Annotated in this window: 1 protein-coding gene; it reads right to left on the reverse strand. The window is 38.9% G+C overall.

What is annotated here, in order from left to right:
* The coding region (locus H7T98_RS09965; protein WP_201061822.1) for an SspB-related isopeptide-forming adhesin at positions 1-14,114 on the reverse strand (14,114 nt) is incomplete at its 3' end.
* Between the last annotated feature and the right edge of the window lie 508 nt (positions 14,115-14,622).

A 14,622-nucleotide genomic window follows, 5' to 3' on the forward strand; every position in this document is an offset into this window, starting at 1 on the left:
TCATCACCTGTTTCAGGGAGTGCTGGTCCTTTAGGAGCTTCTGGTGTAGTTGGTGGTGTCACTGGTGGAACCACTGGAGTTGGTGGAGTCGGCGGTGTTGGTGGTGTTGGTGGTGTTGGTGGAGTCGGTGGAGTCACAATATTGTTGAACTCAGTATCTTCTGGCAATTGAGAAGTTGCTGTCAAGACTTTACCGTCTTTAGATACAGAAACAACGACTGTAGCTACCATCTTATCGTAGGTAACAGTTGCATCGTTACCTTGTACTTCTTCTACTGTGTAGACGTGAGTACCTTCTTCACCACGTTTGTACTCAAGAGCTGAGAACTTAATCTTACCGTTAGCATCATTGCTTACAGTTTCGATCACATTACCCTTGCTGTCTTTAAGTACGAAGCTAAACTCACCAGCTTTAAGTTGACGACCTTCAAGTTTCTTAGTGAATTCAAATTCAACCTTAGTTGGGATATTGACTACACGTTTTTCTGTTGGTTTTTCTGGTTTTTCAACAGATTTCTTAGTTGGGTCGTATTGGTGAACGATTTGTGACGCAGTATTTTCGATGTCTACACCATCTTTAGCAGTGCCTTTGATAGTTGCAGGAATATCGAACTTGTAGTAGCGTCCGAATGCCAATTTGGCAGTATCGATCACTTGTGTGTTTTCTGCATCGCCAAGTGACTTAGTAAGGTCAGCTTTAGATGTTGCAGTAATCACACCGTCAACGATTTGGATATCGAACTTAGCTGTCACATCTTCTCCTGTTACAGAGTCGTATGCTTTAATATCAGCAACATTGATGTTCAAGTTTTCGCTGTCATATTTATCTGTAACACCTACAGATTGGATATTGTGAGCGTCAGTGAAGTTAGTTGTGTCGAGCCATACTTGGTAGACAAACTTATCACCTTTCTTGAGTGTCTTAGTATTGATATTTTCAGCTTCGTTGTTAGCTGTGCTGTCAGCGTAAGGATCCTTGTTAGTATCGCCTACTTTATCTTTCAACTCAGCATCATCGTCAACAAGTTTCATACCAGTGATATCGAATTTCTCTTTAGAAACAACGTATTTCTCTGGTTGGAACTTAGGTTTTTCTGGTGGACGAACAGTGTTGTTAAATTCTTTGTCTGCTGGGTCGTTCACTTTAGTGATAAGAGCTTTCGCTTTACCATCATGTGAGACTTCAACAGTGACAAGAGCTTTCATACCGTCGTATTGAACAGTACCATCAGTACCTTTAACTTCTTCTACTGTGTACTTGTAAGTACCTTCTTGGCCTTTCTTGTACTCAATAGGTGAGAATTTAACGTTACCTTTAGCGTCATTGCTTACAGTTTCAAGAGTCTTACCTTCTGAATCTTTAAGCACGAAGCTGAATTCGTTAGCTTTAAGCTCACGGCCTTCCAAACGTTTAGTGAAGTTGAATTCTACTGAAATTGGAACACTGTTAACACGTTTTTCAGTTGGTACGTTTGGTTTTTCAACTTTCTTAGTTGTTGGGTTGTAGTAGTTAACTACTTGAGCCGCAGTATTTTCGATATCCACACCGCCAGCGACGTCTGCTTTCACTGTTGCAGGAATATCAAATTTATAGTAGCGACCAAACTCGAACTTAGTAGTGTCAATAACTTGAGTATTTTCAGCATCGCCAAGTGACTTAGTGAAGCCATCTTTAAGGTTAGCTGTAACAACACCATTTTCAACCTTAATGTCGAACTTAGAAGTTACATCCGCACCTGATACTGAATCGTAAGCCTTGATTGCTGATGCATCAACATCCAACTTAGTTTCATCGTAGTCATCAGTGATACCAACAGTTTGGATATGATCCTTGTTGTTAGCGTCAAATTGAGTTGTATCAAGCCATACTTGGTAGTAAAGTTTTTGACCAGGTTTAACTGACTTAGTATTCAAGTTTTCCAATTCGTTGTTTGATGCATCATCAGCGTAAGGGTTGGTATTTGTATCTGCAACCTTATTAGCCAATTCTTTATCATCATCAACGAGTTTAGTACCTGTTACGTCAAATTTCGCTTCAGAAACAACATATTTTTCTGGTTGGAACTTAGGTTTTTCTGGTGGACGAACAGCATTGTTGAATTCTTTATCAGCAATTTCACCAACAGTCGCTACAAGAGCTTTAGCAGTACCATCATGAGAAACAGTGATTGTTACATTCGCTTTCATTGTATCGTATGTAACAGTTGCATCAGTTCCTTTGACTTCTTCTACTGTGTACTTGTGAACGCCTTCTTGGCCTTTCTTGAATTCAAGTTTAGAGAATTTAACGTTACCAGCTGCATCATTCTTAACAGTTTCAACAACTTTACCTGCTTCATTCTTCAACTCGAATGTGAATTCGTTAGCTTTAAGCTCACGACCTTCCAAACGTTTAGTGAAGTTGAATCCGACTTCAACTGGAACACTGTTAACACGTTTTTCAGTTGGTACCTTAGGTGTTTCAACTTTCTTAGTTGTTGGGTTGTAGAAGTGAACTACTTGTCCAGCTGTATTTTCAATATCTACACCACCAGGAACAGAGTCTTTAACAGTGGTTGGGATATCGAATTTATAGTAACGGCCAAAGGCAAACTTAGTTGTGTCGATGATTTGAGTATTTGCATCGTCTCCAAGTGACTTAGTGAAGCCATCTTTAAGGTTAGCTGTAATCATACCATTTTCAACTTTGATGTCGAATTTAGCTGTTACATCTTCGCCTGTTACTGAATCGTAAGCTTTAATAGCTGAAGCATCAAGATCCAATTTAGTTTCATCGTAGTCATCAGAGATACCAACCGTTTGGATGTAATCCTTGTTGTTAGCGTCGAATTTAGTTGTATCAAGCCATACTTGGTAAACAAGTTTATCACCAGCTTTGACAGTCTTAGTATTCATGTTTTCAGCTTCGTTGTTTGATGCGTCATCAGCGTAAGGGTTCGCATTTGTTTCTGCGTACTTATCTTTCAACTCTTTATCATCATCAACGAGTGAGTCACCTTTGATGTCAAATTTTTCTTTGTTCACAACATATTTTTCTGGTTGGAACTTAGGTGTTTCTGGTGGGCGAACTTTGTTGTTGAACTCTTTGTCGTTAGCGCCAGAAGCGTTACCGCCATTTGCAGAGTAGTTAGCAACAGTCTTAAGAACTTTACCTTCTTTAGTAACTTCAACAGTTACTTTAGCTACCATTCCATCGTAAGATACAGTAGTATCTTTACCTGGTACTTCTTCCACAGTGTAAGTGAATGTCTTACCAAGATCTGCTTTGCTGAACAAGAGTTTTTCAAACTTGATGTGACCATCTTTATCGTTGGTTACTGTTTGAAGAACCTTGTTGTTTTGATCTTTCAATACGAAGCTGAACTCACCTGCAGTCAACTCACGTCCTTCAAGTCGTTTAGTATAGTCGAACTCGAGTGGAACTGGAACGTTGTTTTCACGTGTTTGAGTTGGTTTTTCAGGAGTTGTAACTTTCTTATTGAATGGGTTGTACTGGTGAATTGTTTGGTTAGCTGTATTTTCAATATCTACACCGTCGTTAGCATCAATGTCTTTAACAACAGCTGGGATATCAAATTTATAGTAACGACCAAACTCGAATTTAGTTGTATCGATGACTGGAGTAGCATCTGTTGCACTAATAGCTTTAGTCAAGCTTGCTTTAGATGTACCATAGAGAACACCATTTTCAACTTTAATATCGAACTTGTCTGTAACATCCTTACCAGTGATACCATCGTAAACCTTGATTTCAGAAGCGTCGATATCGAGCTTAGCTTCTTCGTAGTTATCTGTGATACCAACTGTTTGAAGGTTGCTTTCTGCAGTGAAATCACGAGTATCAAGCCATACTTGATAGTAGATCTTTTGACCACGTTTGAGGGTCTTACCATTCAAGTTTTGGATTTCAACTTTATCTGCTGAATCATCGTCATCAGCAAGTTTGTTACCAATGATGTCGAAGCTTGGTTCTGAAACAACGTATTTCTCTGGTTTGAAGTTAGGAGTTACGTTGTTATCGAAAATTCTGTCATCTGATTCATAAGTATTTCCACCAACTGTAGCATAAGAGATAACTGTTGATAATTGATTATCTGCTGAAGGTTTAATAACTTTAACAGTAACGTTGACTTTCATATTGTCATAAGTAACTGTTGTATCAGTTCCTTTAACTTCTTCTACAGTGTAGTTAAAGGTCTTACCAAAATCGTCTCTTCCATAATTAATAGTAGAGAAAGTTACTTTGCCTTTAGCATCATTCTGAACAGTTTCAAGAACTTTTCCTGCTTCGTCTTTCAAGACAAAGTTAAATTCCTTATCTTTCAATTGACGACCATTAAGTGTCTTACCGAAGATCAACTCGATAGCAGTTGGAACGTTGTTAACACGTTTTTCAGTTGGTTTGTTTGGTTTTTCAACAGTCTTAGTAGTTGGGTTGTAGTAGTTTACAACTTGAGCTGCTGTATTTTCAATTTCAGCACCATCGTAAGCACCGTCAGTAACCTTAGCTGGGATGACAAACTTGTAGTAACGTCCAAATTCGAACTTAGTAGTATCGATAATTTGAGTGTTTTCTGCATCGCCAAGTGACTTAGTGAAGCCAGCTTTAAGGTTAGCAGTAATCACGCCGTTAGCGATAGAGATGTCGAACTTGTCAGTAACATCAGCACCAGTCTTACCATCGTAAGCCTTGATATCTGATTGCTTAACTTCCAATTTAGCTTCATCATAATCATCAGTGATACCAACAGTTTGGATGTTATCCTTGTTGTTTGCATCAAATTGATTTGTATCAAGCCATACTTGGTAGTTAATAGTGTCGCCACGTTTAACAGCTTTAGTATTGATGTTTTCTGCTTCGTTGTTATCAGCTTTATCAGCATAAGGGTTCGCATTTGTTTCTGCGTACTTATCTGTCAACTCTGCATCATCATCAAGAAGCTTAGTGCCAGTGATATCAAACTTACCATTATCTTTGCTAAGAACGTATTTCTCTGGTTGGAACTTAGGTTCTTCTGGTGGAGTTACACGGTTGTTAAATTCTTTATCCGCAATGTCGCCTACAGTCGCGATAAGAACTTTAGCAGTACCATCGTGTTTAACTGTGACTGTTACATTCGCTTTCATTGTGTCGTATGTAACGGTTGCATCTGTTCCTTTAACTTCTTCTACTGTGTAGTTGTGTACGCCTTCTTGACCCTTCTTGAATTCAAGAGCTTTGAACTTAACGTTACCAGATGCATCATTGCTTACAGTTTCAAGAGTCTTACCTTCTGAATCTTTAAGGACGAAGCTGAATTCGTTAGCTTTAAGCTCACGGCCTTCCAAACGTTTAGTGAAGTTGAATTCCACTTCAACTGGTACGTTGTTAACACGTTTTTCAGTTGGTTTGTTTGGTTTTTCAACTTTCTTAGTTGTTGGGTTGTAGTAGTTAACTACTTGAGCCGCAGTATTTTCAATATCCACACCACCAGGTACATCAGCTTTCACTGTTGTTGGGATGTCGAACTTGTAGTAACGTCCGAAGGCGAATTTAGTTGTGTCGATAACTTGAGTGTTTTCCGCATCGCCAAGTGACTTAGTGAAGCCTGCTTTAAGGTTAGCTGTGATTACACCATTTTCGATTGAGATATCGAATTTATCTGTAACATCAGCACCAGAAACTGAATCGTAAGCCTTGATAGCTGATGCATCCACATTCAACTTAGTTTCATCGAAGTCATCTGTGATACCAACAGTTTGGATATTATCCTTGTTGTTTGCATCAAATTTAGTTGTATCCAACCATACTTGATAGTAGATAGTTTGACCACGTTTAACAGACTTAGTATTCAAGTTTTCAGCTTCGTTGTTTGAAGCATCGTCCGCGTATGGGTTCGCATTTGTATCTGCGTACTTGTCTGCCAACTCTTTGTCATCATCAACGAGTTTTGTACCTGTTACGTCGAACTTAGCTTCTCCAACTACGTATTTCTCTGGTTGGAACTTAGGTTCTTCTGGAGGAGTCACACGGTTGTTAAATTCTTTGTCCGCAATGTCGCCTACAGTCGCGATAAGAACTTTAGCAGTACCATCGTGTTTAACTGTAACTGTTACATTCGCTTTCATTGTGTCGTATGTAACGGTTGCGTCTGAGCCTTTAACTTCTTCTACTGTGTAGTTGTGTACGCCTTCTTGGCCTTTCTTGAACTCAAGTTTAGAGAACTTAACATTACCTGATGCATCGTTGCTTACAGTTTCAAGAGTCTTACCTTCTGAATCTTTAAGGACGAAGCTGAATTCGTTAGCTTTAAGCTCACGGCCTTCCAAACGTTTAGTGAAGTTGAATTCCACTTCAACTGGTACGTTGTTAACACGTTTTTCAGTTGGTTTGCTTGGTTTTTCAACTTTCTTAGTTGTTGGGTTGTAGTAGTTAACTACTTGAGCCGCTGTATTTTCGATATCTACTCCGCCTTTAACATCAGCTTTAACTGTTGTTGGGATGTCAAACTTGTAGTAACGTCCAAAGGCGAACTTAGTTGTGTCGATAACTTGAGTGTTTTCTGCATCACCAAGTGACTTAGTGAAGCCATCTTTAAGAGTTGCAGTGATCACACCGTTGTTAACAGTGATATCGAATTTAGCTGTAACATCATCACCTGTTACTGAATCGTAAGCTTTGATCTTAGTAGCATCAAGCTCCAATTTAGCTTCATCGTAGTCATCTGAGATTCCTACTGATTGGATGTTGTCCTTGTTAGCTGCATCGAATTTAGTTGTATCCAACCATACTTGGTAAACCAACTTGTCGCCACGTTTCACAGTCTTAGTGTTCAAGTTTTCTTTTTCGTTATTTGATGCATCGTCAGCGTATGGGTTCGCATTTGTGTCTGCGTACTTGTCTGCCAACTCTTTATCATCATCAACGAGTTTGTCACCAGTGATATCGAATTTTTCTTTAGAAACAACGTATTTCTCTGGTTGGAACTTAGGTTCTTCCGGAGGAGTTACACGGTTGTTAAATTCTTTATCCGCAATGTCGCCAACAGTCGCGATAAGTACTTTAGCTGTTCCATCGTGTTTAACTGTAACTGTTACATTCGCTTTCATTGTGTCGTATGTAACGGTTGCGTCTGAGCCTTTAACTTCTTCTACGGTGTAGTTGTGTACGCCTTCTTGGCCTTTCTTGAACTCAAGTTTAGAGAACTTAACGTTACCTGAAGCATCATTGCTTACAGTTTCAAGAGTCTTACCTTCTGAATCTTTAAGAACGAAGCTGAATTCGTTAGCTTTAAGCTCACGGCCTTCCAAACGTTTAGTGAAGTTGAATTCCACTTCAACTGGAACGTTGTTAACACGTTTTTCAGTTGGTTTGTTTGGTTTTTCAACTGTCTTGCTTACTGGGTTGTAGTAGTTAACAACTTGGGCAGCAGTATTTTCGATATCTGCACCGCCAGGAACATCGTTCTTAACAGTTGCTGGAATATCAAACTTGTAGTAACGTCCAAATTCAAATTTAGTTGTATCAATGATTTGAGTATTTTCTGCGTCGCCAAGTGACTTAGTGAAGCCAGCTTTAAGAGTTGCAGTCATCACACCATTTTCAACATTAATGTCAAATTTATCTGTGACATCAGCTCCAGTTACTGAATCGTAAGCCTTGATTGCTGAACCATCTACATCAACCTTAGTTTCATCGTAGTCATCAGTGATTCCTACAGTTTGAACGTTGTCTTTGTTAGCTGCGTCAAATTTAGTTGTATCCAACCATACTTGATAGTAGATCTTTTCGCCGCGTTTAACAGACTTAGTATTGATGTTTTCTGCTTCGTTGTTATCAGCTTTATCTACATATGGATCGGTATTTGTTTCACCATATTTATCAGTCAACTCTGCATCATCATCGAGAAGCTTGTTATCAGTGATAGAGAATTTCGCTGTATTCAATACGTATTTCTCTGGTTGGAACTTAGGTTCTTCTGGAGGTGTTACACGGTTGTTAAATTCTTTATCCGCAATGTCGCCTACAGTCGCGATAAGAACTTTAGCTGTTCCATCATGTTTAACTGTGACTGTTACATTCGCTTTCATTGTATCGTATGTAACGGTTGCGTCTGAGCCTTTAACTTCTTCTACTGTGTAGTTGTGTACGCCTTCTTGACCTTTCTTGAACTCAAGTTTAGAGAACTTAACGTTACCAGCCGCATCGTTGCTTACAGTTTCAAGAGTCTTACCTTCTGAATCTTTAAGTACGAAGCTGAATTCGTTGGCTTTAAGCTCACGACCTTCCAAACGTTTAGTGAAGTTGAATTCCACTTCAACTGGAACGTTGTTAACACGTTTTTCAGTTGGTTTAGTTGGTTTTTCAACTTTCTTAGTTGTTGGGTTGTAGTAGTTAACTACTTGAGCCGCAGTATTTTCAATATCTGCACCACCAGGAACATCAGCTTTAACTGTTGTTGGGATGTCGAACTTGTAGTAACGTCCGAAAGCAAATTTAGTTGTGTCGATAACTTGTGTGTTTTCTGCGTCGCCAAGTGACTTAGTGAAGCCATCTTTAAGTGTTGCAGTAATCACACCGTTGTTAACAGTGATATCGAATTTAGCTGTAACATCATCACCTGTTACTGAATCGTAAGCTTTGATCTTAGTAGCGTCAAGCTCCAATTTAGTTTCATCGTAGTCATCTGAGATTCCTACTGATTGGATGTTGTCCTTGTTAGCTGCGTCGAATTTAGTTGTATCCAACCATACTTGGTAAACCAACTTATCGCCACGTTTAACAGTCTTAGTATTGATGTTTTGTGCTTCGTTGTTTGAGGCATCGTCAGCGTATGGGTTCGCATTTGTATCTGCGTACTTGTCTGCCAACTCTTTATCGTCATCAACGAGCTTGTCACCAGTGATATCGAATTTCTCTTCAGAAACAACGTATTTCTCTGGTTGGAACTTAGGTTCTTCTGGAGGTGTGACACGGTTGTTGAACTCTTTATCAGCTGCATCTGTCACGTTAGCAACGATTGCTTTAGCTGTACCGTCGTGTGAAACCACAACTTTAACAGTAGCAACCATTGTGTCGTATTTGACAGTTGTATCTGTACCAGGAGTTTCTTCTACTGTGTAGTTGTAAGTCTTACCAAGATCATCGCGACCAAATTTAAGAGTCTTGAAGACAATCTTACCAGCAGCGTCGTTCTTCACGCGTTCAACTTCAACGCCGTCTTTCTTCAATACAAATTCGAATTCGTTAGCTTGAAGTTCACGACCTTCCAAACGTTTTGTGAAGTTCATTTCCACTGGAACTGGAACGCTGTTAACACGTTTTTGTGTTGGTTTTTCAGGTTTTTCAACTGTCTTGCTTACTGGGTTGTAAACGTGAACTGTTTGGTTGGCTGTATTTTCAATATCAGCACCAGCTTTAACAGATTCTTTAACAGTTGCTGGGATATCAAATTTATAGTAACGTCCAAATGCGAATTTAGTAGTATCGATAACAGGGTTGTTTACTTTATCTTTGATAAATTCATCTTTAGAAGTTGCAGTGATTGTGCCATTTTCAACTTTGATGTCGAATTTAGCAGTCACGTCTGCACCAGTTACTGAATCGTATGCTTTGATGTCAGCAGCGTTAACGTCCAATTTTTCTGCATCGTATTTATCAGATACACCAACGTATTGGATGTTGTTAGCTTCTGTGAATTTAGTAGTATCAAGCCATACTTGGTATACCAATTTAGAACCGCGTTCAACAGTCTTAGTATTCAAGTTTTCTGGTTCGTTGTTTTTAACACCATCAACATATGGATTTGCATTTGTTGCTGTGTACTCGTTACCAGGTACATCATCGTCGTCATCCATCAACTTGTCACCAGTAATGTCATATTTCTCTTTAGAAACGACAAATTTTTCTGGTTGGAATTCAGGAGTTTCTGGAGGAGTGACTTTGTTGTTGAATTCTTTATCTGCAGTACCGTCAGTTGCATTACCATTTGCGTCTACACCACCAGTTGATGTAACGTTTGTAACAGTAGTCAATGTGTGACCGTTCTTAGCAACTTCAACTGTAACAGTAGCTTTCATCTTATCGTAAGTCATACCAAACTCTTTGTTGGCTGGGATAACTTCTTCTACTTTATAAGTATGAGTACCTACTTTAGTGTTGTCGAATGACAAGTTAGAGAATGAAACATTACCAGCAGCATCATTTTTAACTGTTTCAACTACTGCACCTGTAGAATCTTTCAATACGAAGCTGAATTCACCTGCTTTAAGTTCACGACCTGCCAATTTCTTAGTAAAGTCGAACTTAGTTACAACTGGAGCAACTACATAGTTGTTGAACTCAGTGTCTTCAGGCATTGTAACTGCAGTACTCAAGAGACCTGTAGCGGCATCTTTAGTAACTTTAACTTTCACTACTGCGTTCATAGTATCGTAATCGATATTTGTATCGTTACCAGCTTTTTCACGCACAGTGTAAGTGTGTTCACCTTCAGCGCTGTATTCAATAGCATCAAAAGTGATTGAACCGTCTGCTGCATTTTTCTTAGTTTGGATTACATTGCCATTTTCAAGCAATTCGAATGTGAAGGCATCTGCTTCAAGTGCTTTACCTTCAAGACGTTTAGTGAACTTGAATTGAGCTTGAGTAGGAGCTGATGTGAAGGTATTGTTGAACTCTTTATCAGTTGGAAGAGTTGCAACAGCAGTAAGCGCATGACCTGACTTAGTAACAGTAACTGTTACGTTAGCTTTCATTGGGTCATAAGTCATACCTGCTTCAGTTCCTTGAACTTCTTCTACAGTGTACTTGTGGTCACCAACTTGAGCATTTGTAAATGTCAATGCGTCAAATTTAACTTTACCGTTGGCATCATTTTGTTTTGTTTGAAGGACTTTACCATCTTTGTCTTTCAATACAAAGCTAAATTCGCCAGCTTTCAAGTCACGACCTGCAAGAGCTTTGCTGAAGTCAAATTGTGCAGTTACAGGAGCTACAACGTGGTTGTTGAAGATCTTGTCATCAGTACCAGTTGCTTCACCACCTGTTGAAGTCATTTCAGTCTTAGCAACCAAAAGACCTGTAGCGGCATCTTTAGTAACTGTTACTTTAACTGCGATAGTCATTTCATCGTAGTCTACATCGGCATTGTTGCCCTTCACTTCTTTAACAGTGTAGTTGTAGACACCTTCACGGTCGAATGACAATTCGCTGAAGTTAATCTTACCGTTAGCTTTGTTAGTTACAGTTTCGTTAACATTGTTATCACCAGTCAATGTGAAGCTAAAGTCACCTGCGTTCAAAGTACCGTTTGAAAGTGATTTATCAAATTCAAGGTTAACTTTAATCGCACCTGGTGTGAATGTATTGTTGAACTCTGTATCTGCTGGAAGAGTATTTGTTGCTTTAAGAACGTGACCTTCCTTAGTAACAGTGATTGTTACTTCAGCCTTCATTGTATCGTAAGTCATACCAGCTTCTTTGTTTTCTGGGATAACTTCTTCTACAGTGTACTTGTGAGTACCAACTTGAGTATTGTCAAAGGTCAAATCATCAAAGGCTACAACACCTTCTTTAGTATTTTTCTTAGTTTGAAGAACTTTACCAGTTGAATCTTTCAATACGAAGCTAAATTCACCGGCTTTCAACTCACGACCTGCGAGAGCCTTGCTAAAGTCAAACTTAGTTTTAACTGGAGCTACAACGTAGTTGTTGAAGACTTTATCATCTGCACTTGAAGCAAATCCACCAGTACCACTGTATTTAACAGAAGCTTGCAAATCACCTTTAGAGTTTTCAGTTACAGTAACAGTCATCTTAACTGTCATACCATCGTAATCGACGTTTGTATCTGCCCCTTTAACCTCAGTGATTGTGTAGATGTAAGTACCAACTTTATTGAAAGTTAAGTTACTAAATGTAGCTTTACCGTTTTTATTAGTAACAGTTTCTTCATATGACGGAAGTGATTTGTTTTCATTGACTTCTTTAATCTTGAAGCTGAATTCACCATCAACAAGTACACGTCCTTCCAATTGTTTTTCAACTTCTGGTGTAACTGTTACAGGTTCTTGTTTGACATAGTAATAAACAGGTTGTTTATACGGTGTCAAAGAGTTAAGCAAGTCAACGTTGGTACCGATACCATTTACTCCACGAACCAATTGTTCATTTGGAGAAAGGTGACCAATATTGTCTCCTAAGAATGGTACGAATACAGTTTTATATGGTGTATATCCAGCAGCTTTTTGGAAGTCAAATGGAACTTCTTTACCATTTGCATAGGTTACACCTTTACTATCAGTGAAAGCAATTGTATTAAGAGGTGATTTCTTAACAGCTAATTCTTGTTTGTTGTAATCACCTGGTTTAATTGGTTTCGTTTCTGCTAGCAACATGTAGCCATCAGTGCTCAATGTACCATCAGAACGCTTGCTTTGTTGTTTTGGATCTAGAAGATAAACACGAACAACTACAGTTCCATCTTCACCCACGATTTCTTTAATACGTTTAATTCCTGCACGCTCAGCGTCCATGAATTTCGTTCCAACAGTATAAGGACGACTCACATATCCTGACTGATCATTTGCTTCAGCTGCTTGATAAAGTTTGTATCCATCAAATTGGCGCTCTCCAGATGCTGTGAAGTTTTGACCTTCCATAGCTTTAAGAGTGTATGAAGCTAAGTCTACTTCATTACCATTTGCTTTATAATCTTGAACAGTTACATCAGTTTTATTCGCCTTAAATGTTGGATTGTTTTTATCAACTACTTTATAGTAAGTTGTTTTATTAACTGATACTGGAATCTTGGCATTAGTATCTGTAATCGTACGACCGTTATATGCTGGTTCTACAACGTTGATAATATCTGTTGATGTACGAGCAGCATAAACTGCATCATATAATTTTTGTTCTTCAGTAGTAAGGTTATGTCCTGGAGCTACTAAAGCTTGGATACTTGCCCCAACTTCATAACCAAATTGAATAAATGGTTGGTCCGTTTTACCAGGTCCAGCTCCTAAACCTTTATCATAATCTACTTGGAAAGTTAATTCACCTTTAGAAGCAGATTGAGTAGTCGTGAATTTTTGAATACCACTAGACGCAGTAATTGTTCTTGTTTCAACTACAGCACCAGTATTTTTGTTGATCAATTCAACAGTCGTATCTGTTGAAGCATCAAATCTCTTGTAAGCACGTACATAGTAGCTTGTATTGTAACGTTCATTGAAGCGGGTTAGGTCTACGATACTATAGGTGTAGACATCGCCTTCTTTAGCAGCATATCCTGATGGTACTGTTTGTGAACGAACACTTGCACCATTTGGATCCGTCATCTCAGGTGTAGCAACTTCACCGTCTTTTAGGAAAGTTGCTACAGCAACCGGCTCGTTATTGTGGTCTGTAGCGGCACGACGATTACGACGGCTGCTTCTTGTTGCCAAAGCGCCAGCATTCGTCAAATCAGTTGCTGCACGGTCAAGCGTTGCACTACGAACTGCTGCTGATCCTACAGAATAAAAACGCGCAGAACCACGTGTGTTAAGACTTGTAGTTGCTGCCGCAGTTTCGGCTGCTGCTGTTTCTTCAGCTACTGGAGCTGCTGTTGCTGCAGTACGATTAGCCGCTGTTGCAGCTGGAGTTGCTGCAGCGGCTGTCGCTGAAGCTGTTGTTTCAACCTTGTTGCTAGCTGCATTTGTTGATGCTGCTGTAGCTGGCTTAGCTGTTTCTGTAGCAGCCTTTTCAGTTGGTTTTGCTGCTTCCGAAGCTGGTTTAGCAGCTTGAGATTTTGCAGTTTCTGTAGCTTGTTTGTCAGTTGTCCCTGCGGCAGCCTTATCTGTTGTTGAAGCTTCTGGCGTCAAGTTAAATGTTGACGCAGTTGCCTCAGTTGAAGATACAGCTGCAGTAGGATCTGCTTGAGCTGTAGATGCTGTAGATGTCTCAATCAGGTTTGATGAACTTTCCCCCTCAACTGATGAATCAGGGTTTGATGAAGAAGCGTCAGGCGCTGTTACTTCATCGGCCTGTGCAGTATGAGCGGCAAAGAGTGCCGTTCCTAGCAAGACTGAAGCGACACCAAACGAATATTTACGCAATGAAAATCGTTGACGTCTATTGAAAATGTCTTTCATGTTTAAGTCTCCCTCTTAAAAAAATAGTTAGTTATAGATACATGACTACAAGTTAATTCCCCTCATATCCATGATTCATTCTCATTCTAACATTCTGACAATTTAGAGTCAAGTGATTAATCTATCTTTTCTAAAAAAACTTTAGTTATCTGACAATTGTTAAATCCAAACTCTTACAAAAAGCAGTCTTACGTTAAAACACTTGTATTATAAGCGTTTAAAACGCTTACTGTTATTTATCATAAAATCGTTTTTTCTAATATTTTGATATTAATTTTCTTCTTTAAAAGCCATCTTGAATTCACTTTTAACGTTCATTTTTCTAATAATTGGCTTTCTTAAATAAGTAAATTTCAAATAGAAGTAAGGATTGAAACAACTTTTAAACGTAAAAACCCTTTAAAAGTAAGACTTCCCTATTATCATTTTTAACTCTTCTTATATTATAAATTACCAAAGTTAGTCTTATAAAAATACGGAATCCACCATGTTTTTACCCGATATTTTC

The sequence above is a fragment of the Streptococcus sp. 23.2 genome, from assembly GCF_016648665.1.
Classification (GTDB): domain Bacteria; phylum Bacillota; class Bacilli; order Lactobacillales; family Streptococcaceae; genus Streptococcus; species Streptococcus salivarius_E.